The 26041-nt window shown below is 56.8% G+C and carries 21 protein-coding genes and 1 tRNA gene; 12 read left to right on the forward strand and 10 right to left on the reverse strand.

The window, feature by feature from the left end; all coding sequences use genetic code 11:
* Positions 1-171: 171 nt before the first annotated feature.
* Both ubiB and ubiE read right to left on the reverse strand, forming a co-directional pair.
* A complete protein-coding gene (gene ubiB / locus MCRY_RS00005; protein ID WP_085627418.1) occupies positions 172-1704 on the reverse strand; it encodes a 2-polyprenylphenol 6-hydroxylase in 1533 nt (510 codons plus the stop codon).
* A gap of 1 nt (position 1705) precedes the next feature.
* Complete coding sequence (gene ubiE, locus MCRY_RS00010; RefSeq protein ID WP_085627419.1) at positions 1706-2458, reverse strand: bifunctional demethylmenaquinone methyltransferase/2-methoxy-6-polyprenyl-1,4-benzoquinol methylase UbiE; 753 nt, start codon at positions 2456-2458, stop codon at positions 1706-1708.
* Positions 2459-2543: 85 nt separating this feature from the next.
* Between ubiE and mutM the strand changes: the two genes are divergently transcribed.
* The 9 genes from mutM to MCRY_RS00055 all read left to right on the forward strand — a co-directional run bounded on the left by mutM (position 2544) and on the right by MCRY_RS00055 (position 13867).
* Positions 2544-3395 carry a bifunctional DNA-formamidopyrimidine glycosylase/DNA-(apurinic or apyrimidinic site) lyase gene (gene mutM, locus MCRY_RS00015; RefSeq protein WP_085627420.1) on the forward strand — a complete coding sequence of 284 codons (852 nt, stop codon included), beginning with the start codon at positions 2544-2546 and terminating at the stop codon, positions 3393-3395.
* 65 nt (positions 3396-3460) lie between these two features.
* The gene (locus tag MCRY_RS00020) at positions 3461-4237 is read left to right on the forward strand and encodes an enoyl-CoA hydratase (protein WP_085627421.1); all 777 of its coding nucleotides are present in this window, start codon (positions 3461-3463) and stop codon (positions 4235-4237) included.
* Between the two features lie 156 nt (positions 4238-4393).
* Positions 4394-4657 (forward strand): 30S ribosomal protein S20, encoded by a 264-nt coding sequence (gene rpsT, locus MCRY_RS00025; protein WP_085627422.1) that lies wholly within the window; start codon positions 4394-4396, stop codon positions 4655-4657.
* 470 nt (positions 4658-5127) lie between these two features.
* On the forward strand, positions 5128-6513 hold the full coding sequence (gene dnaA / locus MCRY_RS00030) for a chromosomal replication initiator protein DnaA (RefSeq protein WP_085627423.1): 1386 nt from the start codon (positions 5128-5130) through the stop codon (positions 6511-6513).
* Between the two features lie 154 nt (positions 6514-6667).
* Positions 6668-7786, forward strand: coding sequence for a DNA polymerase III subunit beta (gene dnaN / locus MCRY_RS00035; RefSeq protein ID WP_085627424.1), 1119 nt, complete (start codon positions 6668-6670; stop codon positions 7784-7786).
* A gap of 29 nt (positions 7787-7815) precedes the next feature.
* Positions 7816-8925 carry a DNA replication/repair protein RecF gene (gene recF, locus MCRY_RS00040; protein ID WP_085627425.1) on the forward strand — a complete coding sequence of 370 codons (1110 nt, stop codon included), beginning with the start codon at positions 7816-7818 and terminating at the stop codon, positions 8923-8925.
* A gap of 107 nt (positions 8926-9032) precedes the next feature.
* The gene (gene gyrB / locus MCRY_RS00045; protein ID WP_085627426.1) at positions 9033-11450 is read left to right on the forward strand and encodes a DNA topoisomerase (ATP-hydrolyzing) subunit B; all 2418 of its coding nucleotides are present in this window, start codon (positions 9033-9035) and stop codon (positions 11448-11450) included.
* 168 nt (positions 11451-11618) lie between these two features.
* Positions 11619-12848, forward strand: coding sequence for an acyl-CoA dehydrogenase family protein (locus tag MCRY_RS00050; protein ID WP_085627427.1), 1230 nt, complete (start codon positions 11619-11621; stop codon positions 12846-12848).
* Positions 12845-13867: a phosphotransferase gene (locus MCRY_RS00055; RefSeq protein WP_085627428.1), complete on the forward strand. Its 1023-nt coding sequence runs from the start codon at positions 12845-12847 to the stop codon at positions 13865-13867. The genes MCRY_RS00050 and MCRY_RS00055 overlap by 4 nt, the downstream gene beginning before the upstream one ends.
* 19 nt (positions 13868-13886) lie before the next feature.
* Here the strand turns inward: MCRY_RS00055 and MCRY_RS00060 are convergent.
* The 7 genes from MCRY_RS00060 to leuC form a co-directional block, all read right to left on the reverse strand.
* Positions 13887-13963 (reverse strand) — tRNA-Pro (locus MCRY_RS00060).
* 87 nt (positions 13964-14050) lie between these two features.
* Positions 14051-15031: a DMT family transporter gene (locus MCRY_RS00065; protein ID WP_085627429.1), complete on the reverse strand. Its 981-nt coding sequence runs from the start codon at positions 15029-15031 to the stop codon at positions 14051-14053.
* Between the two features lie 20 nt (positions 15032-15051).
* Positions 15052-16158: a 3-isopropylmalate dehydrogenase gene (gene leuB, locus MCRY_RS00070; protein ID WP_085627430.1), complete on the reverse strand. Its 1107-nt coding sequence runs from the start codon at positions 16156-16158 to the stop codon at positions 15052-15054.
* A 57-nt stretch (positions 16159-16215) separates the two neighbouring features.
* Positions 16216-17145: an endonuclease/exonuclease/phosphatase family protein gene (locus tag MCRY_RS00075; RefSeq protein ID WP_085627431.1), complete on the reverse strand. Its 930-nt coding sequence runs from the start codon at positions 17143-17145 to the stop codon at positions 16216-16218.
* A gap of 35 nt (positions 17146-17180) precedes the next feature.
* Positions 17181-18017: a hypothetical protein gene (locus tag MCRY_RS00080; protein WP_244897864.1), complete on the reverse strand. Its 837-nt coding sequence runs from the start codon at positions 18015-18017 to the stop codon at positions 17181-17183.
* A gap of 301 nt (positions 18018-18318) precedes the next feature.
* Positions 18319-18924 (reverse strand): 3-isopropylmalate dehydratase small subunit, encoded by a 606-nt coding sequence (gene leuD, locus MCRY_RS00085; protein WP_085627432.1) that lies wholly within the window; start codon positions 18922-18924, stop codon positions 18319-18321.
* Complete coding sequence (leuC, locus tag MCRY_RS00090; RefSeq protein ID WP_085627433.1) at positions 18924-20327, reverse strand: 3-isopropylmalate dehydratase large subunit; 1404 nt, start codon at positions 20325-20327, stop codon at positions 18924-18926. The genes leuD and leuC overlap by 1 nt, the downstream gene beginning before the upstream one ends.
* 455 nt (positions 20328-20782) lie before the next feature.
* Here leuC and MCRY_RS00095 point away from each other — a divergent pair, with 455 nt between their 5' ends.
* From MCRY_RS00095 to MCRY_RS00105, 3 genes are all read left to right on the forward strand, one after another.
* Complete coding sequence (locus MCRY_RS00095; protein ID WP_085627434.1) at positions 20783-22117, forward strand: mechanosensitive ion channel family protein; 1335 nt, start codon at positions 20783-20785, stop codon at positions 22115-22117.
* Positions 22118-22186: 69 nt separating this feature from the next.
* A complete protein-coding gene (locus MCRY_RS00100) occupies positions 22187-23365 on the forward strand; it encodes an acetyl-CoA C-acyltransferase family protein (RefSeq protein ID WP_085627435.1) in 1179 nt (392 codons plus the stop codon).
* A 98-nt stretch (positions 23366-23463) separates the two neighbouring features.
* A complete protein-coding gene (locus MCRY_RS00105) occupies positions 23464-25269 on the forward strand; it encodes an ATP-binding protein (protein WP_085627436.1) in 1806 nt (601 codons plus the stop codon).
* Here MCRY_RS00105 and yaaA read toward each other — a convergent pair.
* Positions 25254-26033, reverse strand: a complete 780-nt coding sequence (gene yaaA / locus MCRY_RS00110) for a peroxide stress protein YaaA (protein ID WP_085627437.1) — start codon at positions 26031-26033, stop codon at positions 25254-25256. The genes MCRY_RS00105 and yaaA overlap by 16 nt on opposite strands.
* Positions 26034-26041: the final 8 nt, after the last annotated feature.

Here is a 26041-nt window from a genome sequence, read left to right on the forward strand (position 1 = left end):
CTGAGTCACAAACGCTGGCCCACGACGCTGAAGCGCTGGCGGTCAGGATCAAAATCCCAAAGACAGAAAAACCTGACCGAATCTCATTCAACTCGTGACCCTCGCATTCTGCGGTTGAGCACAGAGTAGAAAGCAGAAGGTTAGGATTCGGTTACGACAACATAAAATGGATCAGAGAAAAGCCTCGATCGCGGCGACAATGCCGCCACCGGCAACAGCCCCAAGCGTCGCCCAAACAACAGCGATCTTGAGCGTATTCGACCTTGGTTCAGGCGTTCCTTGAGCTTGAGCAATCAGCAATTGCTCCATCAAACCGGGCAAACGCGGACCAAAACGCGCCAACACCAACGCCGTCTTTCCAAGATCTTTGCCGAAAGCGAGAGGACCAATGCTTTTTTTGATGTAGTCCTCGACAATGGGTTTGGCGACGTTCCAGATGTTCATCTTAGGATCCAGTGACCGGGCAACACCTTCAACGACCACCATAGTGCGCTGAAGAAGTATCAACTCGGTCCGGGTTTCCATGCCGAAGCGTTCCGTCACCTCGAACAGGTAGCTGAGCAGCCGACCCATGGAAATTCGGGTCGCATCCATGCCGAAGATGGGTTCTCCGACAGCACGCAAGGCCCGCGCAAACTCGTCTACGTCACGATTATTCGGCACATACCCTGCTTCGAAATGCACCTCTGCCACGCGTTTATAGTCGCGGCGGATAAAACCATAGAGAATCTCGGCGTAAACCCGACGGGTGTATTCGTCGATGTGCCCCATGATTCCGAAATCAAGTGCAATGATGTCCCCGTTCGGAGCCACCTTAAGGTTACCTTGATGCATGTCGGCGTGAAAGAACCCGTCACGCAGGGCATGCTGCAGGAATAGCTGCAAGACCCGCTCGCTCAGCGCGACACGATCATGACCCGCCGCATCAAGCGCGTCGTTGTCGCCCAAGGGAACGCCCTCGGCCCAACCGAGGGTCATCACGCGTCGACCGGATAACTCCCATTTTACCTCGGGCAATTGAAAGCCAGGATCATTTGACGTGTTGGCCGCAAATTCAGAGGCGGCAGCAGATTCGAGCCTGAGGTCAAGCTCACCCATCACGACACCTTCGAAATGGGTGATAACGTCCATCGGCCTCAGCCTGCGAGAAGAGGGCGACAACAGCTCAATCATGCTGGCCGCCAGATAGAAGGCATCAATGTCTTTTCGGAAATCCCGCTCCACATTCGGGCGGAGAACCTTGACTGCAACGATTTCGCCGCCTTGCGCCAACTTGGCTTTGTGGACTTGGGCAATCGATGCAGCAGCAACCGGCTCACTGAATTCAGCGAAGAGGGAATCGACAGCGATTCCCAATTCGGATTCGACCATGCGCTTGGCTTCCGAAACCGAGAACGGCGGCAGCTTGTCCTGCAACACGCGCAATTGCGTCGCCATTTCATCACCCACAACATCCGGGCGCGTGCTGAGAACCTGTCCAAATTTGATGTATGCCGGACCCAAGGCCGTCAGGGCACGCGGCGCAGGCGGCATGTTGGGATCACCATAGTACCCCAGCCATTTGAACGGCCACCCCAGGAGACGAGCAGCCAGTCTGAGCGGCTTGGGCGCATCAAACGCATCAAGCACGACGCCCATTGCACCCGTACGTTCCAGCGTCGCGCCCGTACGGATCAGGCGCAGAATGTTGTGTGGGCCTCTCACGTCAGATTTTCCAACCCGAATGTAGGCACGCGATACCCATGCTCAGATTACGGTACTTGGCATTCTCAAACCCGGCCTGCCGGACCATGCCCAAGAACGTGTCTTGATCTGGGAACTGCCGGATCGACTCGACAAGGTATTGGTAGCTATCGCGGTCATTGGCGATGGCCTGCCCCAGCCGCGGAATGATGTTGAACGAATAGAGATCGTACACCTTTTGCATTAACTCGTTCGGAATCTGGCTAAATTCCAATACCATCAAACGACCACCAGGGCGCAGCACGCGAAACGCCTCGTTCAGGGCCTCCTGCGGGCGCGTGACGTTTCGGATACCGAAAGAAATCGTGTAAACGTCGAATGTGTTGTTCTCGAAGGGCAGATGCATCGCATCGCCGACTACCCAATCCAGACTGTCGCTCATGGCATTGGCTTCGGCCCGCTTGCGTCCTTCGACCAACATTGGCTCAGTTAGGTCGAGAACCGTCGCATCACCACGACCGGCGCGTTTCAGAAACCGGAAAGAAATGTCACCGGTGCCACCCGCCACATCCAGAAGCTTTTGACCCGGGCGTGGCGCAAGCCAATCCATCATGGCATCTTTCCAGATGCGATGTATTCCGAGCGACATGGCGTCATTCATGACATCGTATTTCGACGCGACAGAGCTGAACACGCCCTGCACGCGGCCCGCTTTTTCGTTCTCCGGAACGTCCTGGAACCCGAAATGTGTGGTGGATTGATTTTCGTCTGCCATAAGCCTTGTCGTTTCTTGTGCCAGACTTTCTTATAGAGCGCCCAACCGGCGTTACAATGCGACGACACGAGACAGGACACCCGGAATGCCCGAATTGCCAGAGGTTGAGACGGTACGACGCGGGCTGGCCCCCGCAATGGAGGGATTCGTGATCGCACGCGCGCAGGTCAACCGCCCCGATCTGCGATGGCCGTTTCCTGCAAACATGGCAGATCGACTGACCGGAAAGCGGGTGCTGCAATTGCGGCGGCGGTCGAAGTACATTCTTGCCGACCTGGACAGCGGAGAAACCGCGCTCATTCATCTGGGCATGTCTGGGCGAATGTTGGTGTCAGGTGACCCACTTGGTCAGTTTGTTCATTCACACCCTGCGCCAGAGAAGCATGACCATGTTGTGTTCGATATGGAAAACGGCGCACGCATCACATTCAACGACCCACGCCGCTTCGGTGCGATGGATCTCTTCACCACCGCTACAGGCGAATCACACCCGCTTTTGATATCGATCGGACCTGAACCCTTGGGCAATGCTTTCGACGAAGACTATCTTGTCGAGGCGCTTTCACGCCGGAACACTCCGATGAAATCGGCGCTTCTTGACCAAAAATTGGTGGCTGGTCTTGGCAATATCTACGTCTGCGAAGCGCTTTACCGATCAAAAATTCATCCCACGCGCCCCGCGCGACGTGTTTCGAAAGACCGCATCGCAAGCCTTGTTCCGATTATCCGAGAGGTGCTCTCTGATGCCATCGAAGCGGGTGGTTCTTCGTTGCGCGACTTTCGCCAAGCCGATGGAGAGCTTGGATATTTCCAACACAGCTTCGATGTGTACGGACGAGAAGGTGCCCCCTGCCGCAGCACGGGCTGTACATCAACCATTCGCAGGATTGTGCAATCCGGACGGTCGACCTTCTATTGCCCGACCTGTCAAAGATAACTTGAACGCTTTGGATGAGATGCGTAAGGCTGCACGCCTGAGATCACCGAACGGAGCCCTCACTCATGGCTTATGAGACGATTATCGTCGAAATCGAAGATCACGTCGCCACCATCAAACTGAATCGGCCGGATGCTTTGAATGCGTTGAACAGCCAATTGCTCAGCGAACTCGCAAGCGCGCTTGAAGACGCTGATGGCAACGAAAAAGTCCGTTGCATCATCCTGACCGGATCGCCCAAGGCTTTTGCTGCTGGTGCAGACATCAAGGAAATGTCCGAAAAAAGCTTTGTCGACATGTTCTTGTCGGACTTTTTCGGATCAGAATCCTTGGCCGTCTGCCGCGTGCGCAAACCCGTCATCGCAGCCGTATCTGGCTACGCGCTGGGTGGAGGCTGCGAATTGGCGATGATGTGCGATTTCATCATTGCCTCGGACACGGCCAAGTTCGGCCAACCCGAAATAAATCTGGGGGTCGTCGCAGGAATCGGCGGAACGCAACGACTGACGCGGTTTGTTGGTAAGTCCAAATCCATGGACATGCATCTGACAGGTCGCTTCATGGACGCCGAGGAAGCCGAACGGTCTGGCCTTGTCAGCCGCGTCGTGCCTGCGAAATCCCTCATGGAAGAAGCTCAATCGGCAGCCGCAAAGATCGCGGAAAAGTCGATGCTTGCGACCTTTGCCGTGAAAGAAGCTGTCAATCGTGCGTATGAAACCACGCTGAGCGAGGGGCTCTTACTAGAACGGCGCCTCTTTCACTCCTTGTTCGCGACCGAGGACCAGAAAGAAGGCATGGCTGCTTTCCTCGAGAAACGAACAGCACAGTTCCGAGACCGGTAGATTGGAAATCAAGTCTTTTCATCGCGGCGTTCTAACGGTATAGCGCCGCGATACATGCGTGTGATGCCCGCTTAGGCAAGATTCGATCCGGTCGATGGTTCCGGGCGTGCTTTCATATGCAACCCGATTTGAACGAAACGAACCAGGATAGATCACATGGCAAATTCGCCCCAGGCCAAGAAGCGCGCAAAACAGAACGACAAGCGCTTCGCCATCAACAAAGCGCGTCGTTCGCGCATTCGTACTTTCCTTCGCAAGGTCGAAGAGGCAATCGCATCCGGCGACAAGGACGCGGCAGCTGCTGCATTGCGCGCTGCTCAGCCCGAAATCATGCGCGGCGTGACAAAGGGCGTGTTCCACAAGAACACTGCATCCCGCAAAGTGTCCCGTCTGGCATCCCGCGTCAAAGCCCTCGGCTGAGAATCGTCGGCTGGCAAAGCAACTTTATAAAATCAAGACGCCGCTCCGTTTGGGGCGGCGTTTTTTGTTGTGCTTGCGCAGTTCTGCACCGGTCAGAGATTCTTTTCAGACATTGTTAGAGTCAATAACGAAGTTCAGTTGAAGCACCTTCATCCACCCTTATAAATCAGGGCTGCGAGTCACATCGCTTGGGGGGACAGGCTCCTCCAGTTCAGAATTGAGACCGAAGAATATCTTGATTTTGGCCTGGGGGCATAATTGATATAAGATCAACCGCCTCGTCCATATTGATGCAAGGGCTACAGCGAACACCATTTGCCGGGCGTTCCTGACCCTTTACTTGGCTGTCCGGACTCGGTCCGAAGAGCCCTGGTCATCTTTTCCCAAATGTGACTCGGGGAAGTCATGAAGATGCCTTCCAAACAGGGGACAGTGTGTGACTTCACACTTAGACAGTGGAACAGGGACAAATGACGCAAGACCAGTGGGGTTCGATTCGGAATGAGTTGCATCAAACGATGGGAGCGAACAGCTTTCAAAGCTGGATAGAACCACTGATCTATGTCGGGACCGACGGCGGTATCGCGCGTTTCAATGTTCCAACGAACTTTCTCGGCAACTATGTCTCGCAGAACTACGGTGATATGCTGCTGTCCAAAATCACGCGTATGAACCCTTCCGTAAGACGGATCGTGTTTGACACCGTCACTGTGTCGCAAGACGCGCCAGCCCAGAGAAAAGAAGCAGCCGATGCTACGGGTGCCCCGCTGGCAGTGCCGCAAGTGCACACGAAATCATCCGCCAAGCCGGACAGCCTGAACGGCTCACCGCTCGACAAGCGATTCACCTTCGACACCTTTGTTGTCGGCAAGCCGAATGAATTGGCGCATGCCGCAGCTCGTCGAGTGGCAGAGGGCGGGCCGGTGACCTTCAACCCCTTGTTCCTCTATGGTGGCGTCGGCCTCGGCAAGACGCACCTGATGCACGCCATCGCTTGGGAATTGCGCACACGCCATCCACATCTAAATGTTCTGAATCTGTCGGCAGAACAATTCATGTACCGCTTCGTGCAAGCTTTGCGCGACCGCAAGATGATGGACTTCAAGGAATTGTTCCGGTCCGTCGATGTCTTGATGGTCGACGACGTCCAATTCATTGCCGGCAAGGACAGCACACAGGAAGAGTTCTTCCACACGTTCAACGCACTTGTGGACCAGCACAAACAAATCATTATCTCTGCCGATCGCGCTCCGGACGAGATCAAGGATCTTGAAAACCGTATCCGTTCGCGGTTGCAAAGCGGGCTTGTGGTGGATCTGCACCCCACAGATTACGAACTGCGACTTGGCATTCTACAGTCGAAATCCGAAATGTACTCGCGCATGTATCCGGGACTCGAAGTGGAACGCGGAATCCTCGAATTTCTGGCAGCCCGGATCGTCAGCAATGTGCGCATCCTTGAAGGCGCCCTGACGCGGCTGTTCGCCTTTGCATCATTGGTCGGCAAGCCCATCTCGATGGATCTGACTCAGGAATGCCTGACCGACATTCTGCGCGTTTCGGAACGCAAGGTCTCCATTGAAGAGATCCAGCGCAAAGTCGCAGACCACTATCTCATTCGTCACTCCGACCTAGTTGGTCCAAAGCGGGTACGCACCTTTGCCCGCCCGCGTCAGATCGCGATGTATTTATGCAAACAGTTGACCACACGGTCGCTCCCCGAGATCGGCAGGCATTTCGGAGGTCGTGACCACACCACAGTCATGCATGGTGTCCGCCGGATCGAAGAACTCAGGAAACAGGACGCACAAATCGCCGAGGACGTGGAATTGCTGCGTCGGTCGCTCGAAGCCTGAGTCCCAGAGACAACAAAACGGGCAGTTGCGTGTCTTACTGCACGCCTGCCCTTGACCCTGCGCACAATCCGGCCAAGAAATTGCAAAACAAGGACTTGGAGAGAGGCCCTGAAGCGGGTTACTGTCTGCGTCCGGCCAGTCGGGGGATGAAAGCATGAAATTCAGCATGGAACGCGGAACGCTGCTCAAGGCGGTGTCGCAAGCGCAATCCGTTGTCGAACGTCGCAACACCATTCCAATCTTGGCCAACGTCCTGATCGAAGCAGAAGGCGACAAGGTCCAATTCCGCGCAACTGACCTCGATATCGAAGTGGTTGACCGAGCCGTAGCACAGGTTGAACGCGCAGGCGCGACCACCGTGTCTGCCGTGACACTGCACGAAATTGTCCGTAAGTTGCCAGACGGAGCACTGGTGTCGCTTTCCGAGGACAGCGCGTCCGGTCGCCTGACCGTTGAGGCGGGCCGATCGAATTTCTCGCTTGCGACCCTGCCCAAAGAAGATTTCCCGGTGATGGCCTCGTCCGAATACAGCGCGAACTTCTCGGCCCCGGCTCCTGTTTTGCGTCGCCTGTTCGACAAGTCGAAGTTTGCAATCTCTACCGAGGAAACCCGGTATTACCTCAACGGCGTTTACATGCACGTCGCCGATGGCGAAGGTGGCAAGGTTCTGCGCTGTGTCGCCACTGACGGCCATCGTCTGGCCCGGATCGACGCACCGTTGCCGAATGGCGCCTCTGACATGCCCGGAGTGATCGTTCCCCGCAAGACCGTAGGCGAGATGCGCAAACTGCTTGACGATGACGATATGGAGATCGCTGTGTCGGTGTCGGAAACAAAAGTGCGCTTTGCGACCCCCGACATCACGCTGACATCCAAGGTCATTGATGGGACGTTCCCCGACTACACGCGCGTCATCCCTCAGGGCAACACCCGCCGTCTTGAAGTTGACGCGGCCGAGTTCGCCAAGGCTGTGGATCGGGTTGCAACCGTGTCCTCCGAACGCTCGCGCGCGGTGAAGCTGCAGTTGGACGAGGATCGCCTGATCCTGTCGGTTAACGCGCCTGACAGCGGTGCCGCCGAAGAAGAGCTTGCCGTCGCCTATGCCGATGATCGACTCGAGATCGGCTTCAACGCGAAGTACCTGCTCGAAATCGCCAGCCAGGTGGACCGCGAAAACGCCGTATTCATGTTCAATTCTTCGGGTGATCCGACCTTGATGCGCGAAGGCAATGATACCAGCGCAGTTTACGTCGTCATGCCGATGCGGGTGTGACGACTCCGCGCCTGTAAACGGGGGCGCTGTTGCCGCTTCATATCAACAGCCTCACGCTGTCACATTTCCGCTCTCACTTGCATGTATCGCTTTCCCCCGATCCACGGCCCGTTGTGCTGTTTGGTCCAAATGGCGCTGGCAAGACAAACCTGATCGAGGGAGTGTCGCTGTTTTCACCTGGACGCGGCATGCGGCGCGCGTCCGCGCAAGACATGACGCGTCGTCCTGAAGGTCTTGGCTGGAAGGTAAGTGGACTTGTCCAAACCCCAGAGGGACTACAGGATATTGCCTTTCAGTCCGAGCAGGGCGCACCTCGTCTAGTCAAGATAAACGACAAACCTGCCCCACAATCCCGGCTGGGCGAACTGGTGCGGCTCTTGTGGTTGCTTCCATCAATGGACAGGTTGTGGATTGAAGGGGCAGAGGGCAGGCGGCGGTTTCTGGATCGCATGACCCTCAGCTTTTTTCCAGATCACGGTGATGTCTCACTGACTTACGAAAAGGCAATGCGCGAACGCAATCGGCTGCTTAAAGATCAGGTCCGCGATCCGATGTGGTATAAGGCACTTGAGGCGCAAATGGCACAATCCGGTGCCGCAATCCATTCCAACCGTGTGCGTGCCTTGAAAAGGATCGCTAGCGCGCAGGATCAGGCCAGTACCCAATTCCCTGCTGCGGAACTTGACCTGATCCAGACCGAAGGCGAAATGCCGGAAACCGAAGCTGACCTGCGCACCGCATTCGAGGAAAGCCGATTTCGTGATCTTGCGGCGGGTCGAACTCTGGTCGGCCCTCATCGCGCCGACCTGTACGGTGTTTTCGCTGCAAAGGGTGTGCCTGCGGCCGACAGTTCCACCGGCGAACAAAAGGCTCTTCTCATTTCGCTCGTCCTGTCCAATGCCCGCGCTCTGGTTGAAGACTTTGGCGCACCGCCAATAGTCTTGCTGGACGAGGTGGCGGCCCATCTGGATGCAGAACGCCGTGCGGCCCTCTATGACGAGATTTGTGCCTTGGGTGCTCAGGCGTGGATGACGGGGACTGGCCCGGAATTGTTTCGCGAGCTGGAAGAACGGGCGCAGTATTTCGAAGTGACAGAGGCAGAACACGGTACCGCCATTTCGCCGATTCGATCGCCCTGACAATCTGTCCGCCGGGCAAATCCTTAAACCGCTAAATCTTGTGTCAGTCACGTGACAACCCTGCGGCTTTGGCGTATAAAATCAGCAGAAAAACAAAGGGTAAATTCATGGCAGACCCCGCACAGGCACCGGAAGAATACGGCGCGGATTCCATCAAGGTTCTCAAGGGCTTGGAAGCTGTTCGCAAACGTCCGGGCATGTATATCGGCGACACGGACGATGGTTCGGGTCTGCACCACATGGTGTACGAGGTCGTGGACAATGGCATCGACGAGGCTTTGGCCGGTCACGCCGATTTCGTTCAGGTAAAAATCCACGCCGATAACAGCGTATCTGTGCGCGACAACGGACGCGGGATTCCCGTCGATATTCACGAAGGCGAAGGTGTATCGGCGGCCGAAGTCATCATGACCCAGCTGCACGCAGGCGGCAAATTCGACCAGAACTCCTACAAGGTATCCGGCGGCCTGCACGGCGTGGGCGTGTCTGTTGTAAACGCCCTATCGGACTGGCTGGAACTGCGCGTCTGGCGCAATGGAAAGGAACACATCGCCCGGTTCGAACGCGGCGATACGGTCAAGCACCTCGAAGTGGTCGGCGATGCGGATGGCAACAAAGGCACCGAAGTGCGCTTTCTCGCCTCGCTCACGACTTTCTCGAACCTAGAATACGATTTTCACACGCTTGAAAAACGTCTGCGCGAATTGGCCTTCCTGAATTCGGGCGTCCGTATCATCCTCGAAGACGAACGCCCCGCTGAACCGCTCAGGTCGGAACTTTTCTACGAAGGTGGCGTGCGGGAATTCGTAAAATACCTTGATCGCTCCAAAGCGCCTGTCATGTCCGATCCGATCTTCATGGTCGGGGACCGCGACGGGATTGGCGTCGAAGTAGCGATGTGGTGGAACGACAGCTATCACGAAACTGTCCTGCCCTTCACCAACAACATCCCACAGCGCGACGGCGGCACGCACATGGCGGGCTTTCGCGGTGCGCTGACCCGTACGATCAACAACTACGCGCAGTCGTCCGGAATCGCGAAAAAGGAAAAGGTCAATTTTACCGGCGACGACGCCCGCGAAGGCCTGACCTGTGTTCTGTCGGTCAAGGTACCGGACCCGAAATTCTCGAGCCAGACGAAAGACAAGCTGGTCTCGTCCGAAGTACGTCCTGCCGTCGAAAGCCTTGTGAACGAAAAGCTGGCCGAATGGTTCGAAGAGAACCCGAACGATGCCAAACGCATTGTCGGTAAGATCGTCGAAGCGGCACTGGCGCGCGAGGCCGCCCGGAAAGCCCGCGAACTGACGCGACGCAAAACGGCTATGGATGTGAACTTCCTTGCTGGCAAGCTCAAGGATTGTTCGGAAAAAGACCCGTCGCAAACCGAACTTTTTCTTGTCGAGGGTGATAGCGCCGGGGGATCGGCACAAACCGGACGTGACCGTCGCACACAGGCCATTCTGCCCCTCAAGGGTAAGATCCTGAACGTAGAACGCGCGCGTTTCGACCGGATGCTAGGCAGTCAGGAGATCGGCAACCTTGTGATGGCTCTTGGCACCGGGATCGGCCGCGATGAATTCAACATCGCGAAATTGCGCTACCACAAGATCGTCATCATGACGGACGCCGATGTGGACGGCGCACATATCCGGACGCTTCTGCTGACCTTCTTTTACCGCCAGATGCCTGAACTGATCGATGGTGGATACCTCTACATTGCCCAACCACCGCTTTACAAAGTCATGCGCGGCAAGTCCGAGGTCTATCTCAAGGATCAGGCCGCAATGGAAGAATACCTGATCCAGCAAGGCACCGATGGCGCACAACTGTTGCAAGGCAATGGCGAAACGATCCTTGGGCAGGACCTTGTCCGCGTGGTCGAAGAGGCACGCCAACTCAAACGCGTGCTGGACGCGTTCCCAACACATTATCCCCGACATATCCTTGAACAGTCCGCCATTGCAGGCGCATTTGTTCCAGGCGCCGTTGATGCCGACCTTCAGGGCGTGGCCGACAAGGTGGCGGCGCGGTTGGACTTGATCGCTCTGGAATATGAGCGCGGCTGGCAAGGCCGGATCACCCAGGACCGCGGGTTCCGTCTGGCCCGTATCCTACGCGGCGTCGAAGAGGTACGTACACTGGATGGCCCGATGCTGCGCTCTGGTGAGGCGCGCAAGACCGGCAGCTTTACGGAAAGCCTGCAAGCCGTCTACGACAAACCGGCTCAGCTGGTGCGCAAGGACCGCAAGCAGTGGATACATGGCCCACTCGACCTTTTGGATGCGATCCTTGAAGAAGGCGAAAAGGGTCTGACCCTGCAACGCTATAAGGGCTTGGGCGAAATGAACCCCGACCAGCTGTGGGAAACCACATTGGACCCGGACGCGCGGACATTGTTGCAGGTCAAGGTGGATGACATGACCGAAGCGGATGACCTCTTCACCAAGCTGATGGGAGACGTCGTCGAACCGCGCCGGGAATTCATCCAGCAGAACGCACTGAGTGTCGAAAACCTGGATTTTTGATTGGTTCGGATTGGCTTCGCCAATCCGACTATTTGGGGGACCAGTCCCCCAAACCCCCTGAGGTATTTTCGGCCCAAAGAAACACCAATCTCTATGCTTTTCGGCTCTGGCGGATTGTCGGGCACGGTCCTACGATCCGGTAACAAAGCAGACGGGAGGGAGGACGCGATGGATTTGGGAGTATCCGATCGGGTGCGCACGCTAATTGAGCAGGTGCGCAATATGGTTGAGACCGAAATTGCACCACTGGATAGCGAATTTCATGACGAAGTGGGCCAACACCCGTCGGGAAACCGGTTTCAGCATACAGACCGGCAGCTTGAGATCCTCGATGGGCTCAAGGCGAAAGCCAAAGAACGCGGGCTGTGGAATTTTTGGCTCACCGACAGCGACAAAGGGCATGGGCTGACAACGGTCGAATATGCCTACCTCGCCGAAGAAATGGGTAAGGTGCATCTCGCCGCTGAGGTGTTCAATTGCAATGCGCCTGACACTGGCAACATGGAAGTCCTCGAACGCTACGGCGATCCGTGGATGAAGGATCGGTGGCTGACACGGCTGCTCGATGGCGAAATCCGCTCGGCTTACGTGATGACCGAACCGGATGTCGCATCATCTGACGCGGCGCAGCTTGCGTTCGAAGCCACACGTGACGGTGATGATTGGATACTGAACGGCGAGAAGTACTGGATCTCTGGTGCAGGAGACCCGCGCTGCCAGCTTTACATTCTGATGGCCTGTACCGCCCCCGAAGCGGCCAAGCACGGCCGTCATACCATGTTCGTGATGGATGCGGATACACCCGGCATCGACGTGCTTCGCCCCATGCATGTTTTTGGGCAGGATGACGCGCCACATGGGCATATGCATCTGAGGTTCACCAATGTGCGGATATCCGGTCAGAATATCGTGCTGGGCGAAGGCCGCGGGTTCGAAGTGGCGCAAGGGCGTTTGGGACCGGGACGTATTCACCACTGCATGCGCTCCATCGGGCTGGCCGAAAAAGCGCTGGAACTGATGTGTCTGCGCGGGTTGCACCGCGAGGCGTTCGGCAAACCATTGGTGGAACTCGGGGCCAACTACGACATCATTGCGAACGCCCGCATGGAGATCGAACAGGCGCGCCTCTTGTGCCTTAAAGCTGCATGGATGATGGACACGCAGGGCACGCGGGCGGCACAACCGTGGATCAGCCAGATCAAGGTGATTGCTCCGCTCATGTCCCTCAAGGTCGTTGACGAGGCGATGCAGCTTTATGGCGGCACGGGGATCAGTCAGGACACACCGCTCTGGCGGATGTGGACACATCTGCGCACGCTCCGGTTCGCTGACGGTCCTGACGCCGTGCACCGCCGTCAGGTGGCGCGCGCCGAATTGCGCAAATACACCAACGGATGAGCGCTTCATTCGACACAGCCGCTGTCGAGGTCTGGATGGCTGCGAATGTTCCCGGCTTTCGAGGGCCGATTTCGGTTGAGAAATTCGCAACCGGGCAGTCCAACCCAACGTTCAAGCTTACCGCTGCATCGGGCCCATATGTGTTGCGCCGGAAGCCACCGGGGCAACTTTTGAAGTCAGCCCATGCGGTTGACCGCGAATACCGGGTCCAATGCGCCCTTGAGGGCAGCGATGTACCTGTCGCGCGGATGTATGCCCTATGCGAAGACGAGGCCATGATCGGGTCGATGTTCTACGTGATGGACCACGTGCTCGGTCGAACCTTTGTCGACCCGCGCCTGCCAGGTGTCGCACCAGAGGATCGGAGGGAGATCTTTGACGACATGAACCGCGTTTTGGCGGCGATCCATTCCGTTGATCTTTCTGCAGCGGGACTGCTGGATTACGGACCGCAGGGCAATTACTTCAAGCGACAGATCGACCGGTGGACCAAGCAATACCGCGCAACCGAAACCGATCCTGTTCCCGATATGGACACGCTGATCGACTGGCTTGCCCGCAATGTTCCCGAGGATGATGGGCGCGTCACGCTGGTGCATGGCGACTACCGGATCGACAATCTGCTCTTCGCGCCTGACCGACCTGAATGTGTGGCGGTGCTTGACTGGGAGTTGTCAACGCTGGGTCATCCATTTGCAGATCTTGCCGCCGTCATCATGCAATGGGGCCTGCCGCCAGGCGATGTGGGGCGTGGGCTTGCCAACGTCGACCGTGCACCATTGGGTATTCCAGAAGATCAGGCGTTTATCGACGCCTACTGCCAGCGTATGGGCCTGCCAGGCATCGACCGGTTCGGGTTCTACCTTGCCTTCACCTATTTCCGTATGGCGTCTATCCTGCAGGGCGTCAAACGCCGCGCGATGGACGGCAATGCCTCGAACCCGGCAAAGGCGCTGGAGCTTGGTTCCTATGTGCCTGCCTTCGCCAAGGGCGGACTAAAGGCTGTCGACACCATCTGAACCTGAGATGTTTGGATACTGGTCGGGCTGAGAGGATTCGAACCTCCGACCCCCTGCTCCCGAAGCAGGTGCGCTACCAGGCTGCGCTACAGCCCGACCGTGACCGGGGACCTACTGCCCGCGTGGGGATTTGACAAGTGTTGTTTTGAGCAAAGCGCGTCTCAAATTTCGTGCGGGCACAGACTATTCACGCCCGCCTCTGTTCATCGGCTCATCGCGAAACCGCCCCGAGCGCATCATGTCACCAAGACGTGGCATCGAAGGCGTTGCAAAGCGTGTTCGGGTGCGCAGGACCGGCGTGGTTCTTGACGTTCCTCCACGGCTTTCTCGGAAGACGATGTAGATGCCGGAGGAAATGATGATTGTAGCGCCAGCAGCGGTGTAAATATCTGTAGTTTCACCAAAGAACAGCAGTCCGAAACCGGTTGCCCAAAGAATCTGAGAATACTGCATGGGTGCGACAATCGCCGCTTCACCGGTTCGATACGCGGAAATGATGATGCGTCCAGCGATCCACGCCAAGATTGAGATGACCGCAAGCATTCCGATATGTTCGATTGGCATCGGCTTGTAGACAAACGCCAAGGCGAGCCCCATCAGCACGAAATTGGCAACCATAGGATACAGCAGCATAACGACGGTCCGCTCCTCAGCGCCAATCTTGCGCACAACAATAGAGGCAAACGCACCCCCGAAGGCCGCAAGAATTGCAGCCAGATGACCGAGGTTCAGCTCGGTTGATCCGGGCCGCAAGACGACCATGACGCCAATCAGACCGACGATCACAGCCATCCAACGCCGAAGCCGGACCGTTTCACCAAGGATGGGAATCGACAGAACCGTGATAATGAGCGGAGTTGCAAAGAGAATTGCATAGGTTTGCGTCAGTGGCAGTACCGAAAACGCATAGAACGCGGAGACGCCAGTCACAACTGCAGCCAAGGTGCGTACCGCCATCCACCACGGATGGACCGGAACCAGCGTTCCAGGGGTGGCATCGCGCATGAGCATGATGGTCGCCAATGGAAAGCTCAGCAGAACACTGAAAAACACGATCTGTATCGGCGAATAACTGGCGCCGAGGATCTTGATGAACACGTCGTGGGTCGAATAGAGCCCAAAGGCAATAAGGGCCAGCACTGCGCCTTTGACATTCGAAGACATGGCTGGCCCCTTTCCAGATATTAAAGGCTCGCGTCGAGAGCAGCGACAATGGCATCGCCCATTTCAGACGTCGACATTGGCGCGCCATCTTCAGGCCCCATGAGATCGGCCGTCCGCGCACCGTCGGCGAGCACCTTCTCGATCGCCGCTTCAAGGCGCGCGGCCTCATCGCCTTGATCGAAGCTATAGCGCAACGCCATCGCAAAGCTAAGGATACAGGCGATCGGGTTCGCCTTGCCCTGACCAGCAATGTCCGGTGCGGAGCCATGTACAGGTTCGTACAACGCTTTCGGACGGCCATTTGCCATCGGAGATCCAAGGCTCGCCGAGGGCAGCATGCCAAGGCTGCCTGTCAACATAGCGGCCGCATCAGACAGAAGGTCGCCGAACAGGTTGTCTGTGACGATCACATCAAACTGCTTGGGCCAGCGGCAAAGCTGCATCGCGCCTGCGTCGGCATACATATGAGACAGCTCGACATCGGGGTAATCTTCATCATGTACTTTCTGCACGACTTCGCGCCAGAGAATGCCCGACTCCATGACGTTGGCCTTTTCCATCGAACAGACTTTGTTGCCACGACGACGCGCCAGTTCGAATGCAGAGCGGGCAACGCGGTCGATCTCGGATTCGGTGTACCGCTGGGTGTTGATACCAACCCGTTCGTTGCCTTCCTCGAAGATACCGCGCGGTTCTCCGAAATAGATACCAGACGTCAATTCGCGCACGATCATAATGTCCAGACCCGCGACCACGTCCTTCTTGAGCGACGAAAAGTCGGCAAGTGCGTCAAAACACTGTGCAGGACGGAGGTTCGCAAAAAGATCCATTTCCTTGCGCAAACGCAGAAGACCGCGTTCCGGTTTCACACTAAAATCAAGACTGTCGTATTTCGGACCGCCGACGGCACCCAAAAGAACGGCGTCCACTTCCTGTGCCTTTGCCATCGTATCATCATGGAGCGGCGTGCCATGCTTGTCATAAGCCGCACCACCAACAAGGTCTTCGCTCACGTCGAAGGTCAGGTCGCGCTTGGCACCATACCAATCAATGATCTTGCGCACCTCGGCCATCACCTCGGGGCCAATCCCGTCGCCGGGCAGTATCAAAAGCGAAGCGTTGCTCATCATGGGTTCCTTTGATCAACTGGAGTTTGCTTCGCGTAGACCCGCAGGCCTCTATGGTCAAGGCAAGGCCGCATCGGGAAGCGTCAAGTCGACGGTTATCAAGCTGTGTTGCTGGCCTTCCAGCACTGGCCAAACCTTTGCTGCACCGACCGAGAAATCTGAGGATGGTAGAATGTAGGACACGCGCATCGGACCCGGGGAGTCCCAATGAGCGGTGACCTGACCTGCCAGTGGATCGACGATGTCCTGCTCTGACAGGAACTGCGCCATTGCATCCCGGTATCCTTCGCCCCTGTCGGGGTCGAGATTGGTATTGGCCATGAAGACAAAGGGGCGGTCCGTTAGTTCGACGATCGTCTCCCAAAGGCGCAGCTCGTCGCGGTTGCGCCGCCCATTTCGGTCTTCTGGGCCATCAAACACCGGCGGTCCGGCATGCCCGATGAATAACGTTATGCGATGTGTTTGTTCGCGTAGAGTATACTCTACTGGTACGGTCCAATGCCCACCCGACGACAGACGCTGACTGCTGCCACCATGATCGGACGCCTTCAGAAGCCCTCCGGGCAAATCCCGCCAAAAGAAATCATTGTGCATTTGCACATCATCGCCAAGGATCGGAAACCGCGACAGGACGGCCAAGGCCTCCTGACCGGGAAAGCGCCCATAGGCCTGTGCGTCCTCTGGTTCGGCCAGACGCCCATCCCCATCCATGTCAATGCCAGTGGGAATACCGGCATTCGATCTTAACGGCATAACGTATGTATGCGCGCCGTTCACAAGCGCCGAAAAGGCGCGAAGCGTCTGACCACTTGCATCATAATCAAATCGAGTAAGGACGATGATATCCGCATTGGTGTCGGCGATTGCCGATGCAAAAGCCGCGACAGACCCTTCGCCTTCGGTCAGGTCTCGCAACAGCAATCCGGGGCTATTGCGAGTCAGCGGCGCATGCCAAAGTGCTACCCGCAGGTCACGAGCCTGCGCCATCTGGGTCGTCGCAGCAAGTGCGAGCGCAAGCCAAATCAGACGATTTGCAATTCGTCTTGCTGGGCATAAGCGCGGCGACGTTTTTCCTCGATCAGCGCAGCCACTCGGAACAGCGCGATCCCCCGCATCATCAACGTCAGTGGCAAAAAGGCCCACGCGCACAGCACCCAGATCAGGATCTCCGGCAGTGCCAGCATGGAGGCATCGAACGCACCAATCCACATTCGCAGCAAAGCCGGGATCAGGAATGGCAGCAAAAACCCTAACGCAAGGTTAAAATGCGCGTCCCGCTTCAGACGGAACAGAACATCTCGGCCTGAGGTCGGGTCGAACAAGGGCAGGTTTATCCAGAAATTGAAGGCAGTTTTACGGATTGGCCAGAAGATGAAACGCGCGTGGATCCAGAACAAAAGCAAAGCGATCAGCGTCACGAAAAGCAGCAGGCTGGCAATGTCGATGGCTGTTTGCGTATCGAACCAGACAGGCACATCGGCGTAAGCAATCGACATCAACCGCACGGGTGAATACGGAAAATCAAGAAGCGACGCAGCATCGCGCGCCAAGGATTGCAGTACGGTGGGCGGCAAAGCCGGGTCTTGCTGGCCGGATGCCAAGATCAGAGATGCAAACAACACGCAAAAGAAAAGAGCAAGAAACCTGAGGCGGTTAAAGGGCGGCGCGTTCCTGAACTCAAGGAATGTTGGATATTCGCTTGCGTATTCGGCGAAGGTCACAACAGCAGCCACAAGCGCGACAAGAGCCGCCATTTGCGCCGCGTCACTCGACGTTCCCGGCAATACCAATGACGGTATCACGACGAGCAACGCCATCAAAAGGGCGCGCACAGCTGATCCGATGATCCGCTTGACCACTCTGGTTTCCCTTCAAATCGGATGGACGCGATACGATGCCGCGACCTTATTCCAAATTTGTGCCGCCGGGTTATGGCGGACTGCCTCATTATTGCCCCAGTTTTGCCCAAGTTCGCAGAAGGGCTCAACTCTGGTGTGGGCCTATCCCTGTGAAACCATTGGATTCACGATAGGACTGGTGCGCGTTTACATCAGCAGGTGCTGCGAAATATGGCAACTTTTGAAATCACTACAAAATCTGGTAGGCGCAAAAAAAGGGCCGCCCCAAAGGACGGCCCGATCATGTCACTGGCGCAAAGGATCACACCCAGGGGCGCGCCTGTGCTGCCTGCGTTTCAAAGCTATCGATGGCCGTCGCTTTTTCCATGGTCAGGCCAATATCGTCCAAGCCGTTCATCAGGCAGTGCTTTTTGAAGCTGTCGAGTTCAAAGGAAAAGCTCTCGCCATCCGAACTGGTGACAGTCTGGTTCTCCAGATCGACAGTCATCCGCGCGTTCGATCCCTTCTCCGCGTCCTTCATCAACACATCGACCGCTTCTTTCGGCAACACGATAGGCAGAATGCCGTTCTTGAAGCAGTTGTTGTAAAAGATGTCCGCAAAAGAGGTCGAAATCACTGATTTGATCCCGAAATCCTTGAGCGCCCAAGGCGCATGTTCACGAGATGAACCACAGCCAAAGTTCTCGCCAGCAACAAGGATCTCTGCATCGCGGTATTGCGATTTGTTCAACACGAAATCAGGGATCTCGTTACCGTTATCATCATAACGCATCTCGTCGAACAGGTTCACACCCAAGCCCGAGCGTTTGATTGTCTTCAGAAACTGCTTGGGAATGATCATATCAGTGTCGATATTCACGAGCGGCATGGGCGCCGCGATCCCAGTGAGTTTTTCGAACTTATCCATCACATCATCTCCCGAACGTCGGTGAGTTTTCCGGTAATTGCCGCAGCCGCTGCCATTGCAGGCGACATCAAATGCGTCCGCCCACCACGACCTTGACGGCCTTCGAAGTTACGGTTCGACGTGGCTGCACAACGCTCGCCCGGGGCCAATTGGTCGGGGTTCATCGCAAGGCACATGGAACAACCCGCAAGGCGCCATTCAAACCCGGCCTCCTTGAAGATATCTGCAAGCCCTTCTTCTTCGGCCTGCGCCCGCACAAGGCCAGAGCCCGGCACGACCATCGCACGCTTCACGGCGATCTTCTTGCCCTTGAGGATCTCGGCAGCCGCGCGCAGGTCTTCGATACGACCGTTGGTGCACGATCCGATGAACACGGTGTCGATTTCGATATCCGAGAGTTTCTGACCCGGGGTCAGACCCATGTAGTCAAGCGAGCGCTGCGCCGCGCCAACCTTGCCGCCGTCAAAGCTTTCCGCAGACGGGACTTCTGCGGTGATCGGCAGCACGTCTTCCGGCGAGGTGCCCCATGTCACAACCGGTGCGATGTCTTCGCCCTTGATCGTAACGACCTTGTCCCAATGCGCGTCCTCGTCAGAGAACAGCGTATTCCACCATGCAAGTGCAGCCTCCCACTGAGCGGCCTTTGGGGCATGCGGGCGGCCTTTGACGTATTCGAAAGTCTTTTCGTCCGGTGCAATCAGACCTGCCCGGGCACCGCCCTCAATGGCCATGTTGCAAACAGTCATACGGCCTTCCATCGACAGATTACGGATCGCTTCGCCGCAATACTCAATGACATAGCCCGTACCACCGGCGGTGCCGGTCTTGCCGATCACCGACAGGGTGATGTCCTTGGCTGTCACACCGGGGCTCAGTTTCCCGGTGATCTCGACCTTCATGTTCTTGCCCTTGCGCTGGATCAGCGTCTGGGTCGCCAGAACATGCTCGACCTCGGATGTGCCGATACCATGCGCCAGCGCGCCAAACGCGCCGTGCGTCGCGGTGTGACTATCACCACAAACCACCGTCATACCCGGCAGGGTCCAGCCCTGTTCCGGGCCGACGATGTGAACAATGCCCTGACGGACATCGGAAACCGGATAGTAATGGATGCCGAAATCCTTGGCGTTCTTGTCCAAGGCAGCCACCTGAATGGCACTGTCTTCGGTCATGTTCTTGGGGTCTTCACGACCCGGAGTCGTAGGGACGTTGTGATCCGGAACCGCGATGGTCTTGTCCGGCGCACGCACCGAACGACCCGCCATTCGAAGCCCCTCAAAGGCTTGCGGGCTTGTCACTTCGTGAACGAGGTGGCGGTCGATATACAAAAGGCAGGTGCCATCGTCGGCTTCATGCGCGACATGGGCATCCCAGATTTTATCGTAGAGCGTTTTGGGGGACATCGGTCCTCTCCCTTGCGTGTCGAAACTTTGAGTGTGGGGTGGGTCGGTTCAGGCGCAGGTTTATAGCCGCGCCAGCACCGTGTGCGTCGCACCGAAAAAACGCTCCCGCAACCGCGCGCGTTCATCGAGGTCGAAAACCATTTCCATATCCGGTGCCTTACAGCATAGCCCCGTCTTGCCGCAAGTGCGGCGCGCTCCGCCCAGCGCGAGAAAGATGTGATCCAAAAGCTAACTCGCGCCGTATTGGATGCTAGAGGGGCAAAATGCTGACAAAACTGAATATTCTGAACTTGGGGCTTATCGCGATCTTGTGCGCGGGACTGATAGTTCATGCTGCCGGTGCCGACACCGATCTGCGCCCCGTCGTGATTGCGCTTCCTTTCACCGATTCTTAACTTGTTGCACTCCACGCTCGGCAGTGCGACCCTGACGACACACAGTCACACGGGAATGGAATGGGTCCGGACGTCGTTTCGCCTGAAACACTGACCGAGGTCACACGTGATCTTTTCATGTGGGCCGAAGCTTTCCTTGCCAGCCTTCTGCGGCCGTGGAATGCCTACCAACTGCTTATCGCCTTAGCCGTATTCCTATCCGCTCATGTGCTGGCGGCGGTGTTCAAGCCCCGCATGTATGACTGGATGCGCGGTCTTGAAGGCTGGCCGAAATGGCGCATGCGCGCCCTTGTCGTGGTACAAAGACGCCTGCGCATGGTGCTTTTCGTCAGCCTGATTTGGCTGGTCGTCGGATTGATGCGCGAACTCACTTGGCCATCGCGGTCCTATCTGTTGGCGATCATTGCCAATCTGTCGACAGCCTGGCTTTTCATCGCGTTCGCCACACGACTTATCAAGAACGCGCTTCTTCGAGGAATAGTCCGCTACGGCGCGTGGATATGGGTCACACTTTCCATCACCGGTCTTTCCGACGAAGCACAGTCGCTTCTGGACAGCGCAGCGATCACGGTTGGTGAGACAAGACTATCCCTTTGGCTGGTGATTCAGGCCATTGTCATCCTTGCAGCGCTGCTGACAGGCGCGCGTCTGATCAGCAGCACCACAGCCGCCACCATACGACGCAATGAAGACATCTCGCCGTCGATGCAGGTACTGGCGATCAAGTTCCTGCAGGTTCTGCTTTTTGGAGCCGCCTTTTTCCTTGGCCTAAGACTTGTAGGCTTTGACCTGACCGGGCTTGCCGTATTGTCAGGGGCGATCGGTGTCGGCCTCGGGTTTGGTCTGCAAAAGGTCGTGTCGAACCTTGTTTCGGGGATCATCATCTTACTCGACAAGTCGATCAAACCGGGCGACGTGATCTCTTTGGGTGACACCTTCGGCTGGATCAACAGCCTTGGCGCGCGGTATGTCAGCGTGGTCACACGGGATGGCAAGGAATATCTGATTCCGAACGAAGACCTGATCACCGGTCAGGTTGTGAACTGGTCGCACTCCAACGAATTCGTACGGTTGGATATCTATTTCGGTACGGCTTATTCGGACGATCCTCATAAGGTCCGCGAAATTGCAATCGATGCTGCCAAGTCGGTGGATCGCGTGCTCAGCTTCAAGGCTCCGGTTTGTCACATCGTCGGTTTCGGAGACAGCTCGGTCGATTACATCCTGCGCTTCTGGATCCGAGATCCCACGGGCGGCCTCACGAACATCCGGGGCAACGTGTATCTGGCTTTGTGGGATGCGTTCCATGAACACGGCATCTCGATCCCGTTCCCGCAGCGCGAGGTGAAACTACTGGAAGGGTCGCAACTGGCGACAAAAGGTCTCTCTGACTGACGGGACGTAGCGGCTGACACTCGTCAAACGCTCGCTCATAGTGCAGCGGACTGACCAAGGGAGGCTCATATGGCAGACGATATCGTACTTCTGGACGGTGCACGCACCGCAATCGGCACATTTGGCGGATCGCTGGCCGCGACGCCTCCCATCGAACTGGGTACGGCTGTCGCAAAGGCCGCGCTGGAACGGTCCGGCGTCGAGGGCGGCCAGATCGGGCATGTAGTGTTCGGCCATGTCATCAACACCGAACCCCGCGATATGTATCTAAGCCGCGTTGCCGCTATGCAGGCGGGCATCCCAGATACCACCCCAGCAATGAACGTGAACCGCCTGTGCGGTTCGGGCGCGCAGGCCATCGTGTCTGCGGTGCAGGCCCTCATGCTGGGCGACGCCGATTTCGCGCTTGCCGGCGGAGCCGAAAGCATGAGCCGTTCACCCTTTATCATTCCAGACCAGCGCTGGGGCGCCAAGATGGGCGACATCCGCACGCTTGATATGATGTTGGGGGCGCTGAACTGCCCATTCGGCACAGGCCATATGGGCGTGACGGCTGAAAACATCGCAGCCGAGCATGATGTGACCCGAAACGATCAGGACGCGTTTGCACTCGAAAGCCAGAACCGCGCAGCCGCTGCAATTATGGAAGGCCGGTTCGCCAGCCAGATCGTACCGGTAGAAGTGCGCAAAAAGCGTGACATGGTTGCATTCGACACCGATGAGCATCCCAAAGCGACCACGATGGACGCGCTGGGAGGCCTGAAGACCGTGTTCCAGAAAGATGGCACTGTGACCGCTGGGAACGCATCGGGCATCAATGACGGTGCCGCCGCGTTGGTGCTGGCGACTGCCAGCGCTGCACAAAAAGCAGGTCTGACGCCCAAGGCGCGGGTGTTAGGCTATGCCCATGCCGGTGTGCGGCCCGAAGTCATGGGCATTGGCCCCGTCCCTGCCGTCGAAAACCTGCTGAAGCGCACCGGCTTGGCAATCACCGATTTCGACGTGATCGAAAGCAATGAAGCCTTTGCGGCACAAGCTCTTGCCGTCAACAAGGGGCTCGGGCTTGATCCGGCCAAGGTCAACCCGAATGGCGGCGCGATTGCGTTGGGGCATCCGGTTGGCGCGACCGGAGCCATCATAACCATCAAGGCGCTTTATGAACTTGAGCGCATCGGCGGATCGAAAGCTTTGATCACCATGTGCATCGGCGGCGGTCAGGGCATCGCACTGGCCATTGAACGCCTGTAACAGCCTTGCCTGAAAACCCGGCTGAGCAACTTCAGCCGGGTTAATTCATTCTTCACCATGATCCCGGACAGTCCCGATACCGAATTACGGAGGTCTGGATGAGTCTCGCCAACAAGCTGGCCGAGGAACGACGTGCCCGCTTGGCAGCGGAACGCCTTTTGGAACTTAAACAGGCCGAACTGTTCGCTGCAAATCGCAAGCTTGGCAGCCATGCTCAGCAACTCAACAATGAAATCGTCGAAACCCGGGCCGAGGTGGCGATGGTGCGCGGCGAAAATCAGCGGGTCAAAACCGAACTGGGCGTCGCCAACGAAAAGATCCAGATCGCGGAACGTCGGCTGTGGCATTCGATCGAGACCATTCAGGACGGCTTTGCCTTTTTCGATCCTGACAACCGCATGATCGTTGCAAACCGTGCTTACCTCGCCGTGTTCGAGGATCTGGAAGAGGTGCAGCCCGGCATCACCTATCCCCGTATTCTCCAGCTTTTAACCGAGGAAGGGATCGTCAATATCGGGCAGGAACCACCCCCAGATTGGCGCGCGCGGATGCAGGATCGTTGGCAACAGGACGATCCGGAACCAATGGAAATCCAATTGTGGAACGGTGAGCACATCCGGATATTTGATCGACGTGGTCCCTCAGGAGACGTAGTGAGCCTCGCACTCAACATCACTTCCAGTGTACGCTACGAAGAACAACTCCACGACGCCCGCGAACGTGCCGAAGCGGCCAACCGCGCGAAATCCGCATTTCTCGCAAATATGAGCCACGAGATTAGAACCCCGATGAACGGTGTCGTGGGAATGGCTGATCTGCTGACGGAAACCGATCTCAACAGCGAACAGCGCCTGTTTGTCGATACGATCAAACATTCAGGCGAGGCACTGTTGGTCATTATCAACGACGTGCTGGATTACTCAAAGATCGAGGCCGACAAACTGGTGCTCCATCCCGAACCTTTCGATCTGGAGAAAACACTGAACGAGGTGGTGATGCTTTTGCAGCCCACAGCGCGCGGCAAGGGTTTGACGTTGAAGACCGATTACGACAGGTCCGTCCCGACCTTGTTCGTCGGTGATCCGGGACGCATTCGGCAGATTGTGACCAACCTCATGGGGAACGCGGTCAAGTTCACGCTTCAGGGCGAAGTTTTCTTGCGTGTTGTAGGGACTCCCGAAGATGGCAGGCGCACAACGCTACAGATCACGGTAGAAGATACCGGGATCGGCATCGCCCCGGAAAAAGTCGAACATGTGTTCGGGGAATTCAATCAAGTCGAAGACGACCGCAACCGCCAGTTTGAAGGCACCGGGCTTGGTCTGGCGATCACCAAACGACTGATCGAGATGATGCAGGGGCATGTCTGGGTCGAGTCAAAGGAAGGCGTCGGAAGCTGCTTTGGTTTCCGCATTACCCTGCCGGTGGACAGCGATCAGTTTGCCGTCGTATCGCATGAATCGTACCGACATGCAGAGGCACAAGACAGCACCCTGTCAGAGGATACTGCCAGCAACCGCACACCCAAGGTACTTCTTGCCGAGGACAACCGGACCAATCAGTTGGTTTTTCGGAAAATGGTTGGTCAACTCGATATTGACCTGCGCACTGCGAGCAACGGATTTGAGGCGTTTCAGGCGTTCCAGGACGAACGTCCCGACGTGATCTTCATGGATATCTCAATGCCCGGTATGGATGGAAAAGAAGCAACTGCCCGCATCCGCGCACTTGAGGGCGACGGACCCCATGTTCCGATCGTCGCAGTCACCGCGCATGCACTTGATGGTGATCGGGAAATGGTGATCGCGGCCGGGCTGACAGACTATCTCACCAAACCATTGCGTAAAGACGCGCTGATTGAAAAGCTGACGCTCTATTGTCCGCAGCTTCAGCTTGCGTCGTAGGGGCGCACGAATACCGGCTTATTCATTTCGGACAGGTCCTCGCGGTATACATACCCCCCCAAATCAAAATCGAGCAAACCCTCTGCATCAGTAAGCCGCCGCTGAATGATGTAGCGCGCCATAGAACCACGCGCTTTCTTAGCAAAGAAGCTGACGATCTTCGGCCCTTTGCCATCGCCCTTGTCTTCCATGAAGGCGGGCGTGACGATCCGCAGGCCAAGCGGTTTCGGCGGCACCGCCCCGAAATATTCTTGACTGGCACAGTTGACGAGCGTGTCGGTGTTCAGGTCTGCCGCCTGCGCCTTGAGTTCTTTGGCGATCTGATCGCGCCAGTAGTCATAAAGGTTGCCACCGCGCCGCGTTTTCAACCGGCTGCCCATTTCCAGGCGATAGGCCTGAATGCCATCCAATGGGCGCAGAACACCATAAAGACCCGACAGGATACGCAGATGATCCTGCGCCCAGCGCATTTCATCTGCATCCAGCGTGCTGGCCTCAAGCCCTTGATAGGTGTCGCCGGCAAAGGCCAGTGCAGCCGGGCGCAGATCATCTTGATCGGGCTGGTCTTCAAAATCCCGAAAACGGTCGCGGTTCAGCTTGGCAAGATCATCGCTAAGATCCATCAACGCCTTGAGATTGCCTAACGTTAGGTTGCGCGCCGATTTCGAGAGGCGGTTCGCGTCGTTCTGAAACACCGGTTCGGTCATGGTCACTTCACGCTCGGACCAGTCAAGACGTTTGGCTGGGGAAATCACGACGAGCATGGCAACAC

Origin of the sequence: Marivita cryptomonadis (genome assembly GCF_002115725.1) — a bacterium.
Lineage (GTDB): Bacteria > Pseudomonadota > Alphaproteobacteria > Rhodobacterales > Rhodobacteraceae > Marivita > Marivita cryptomonadis.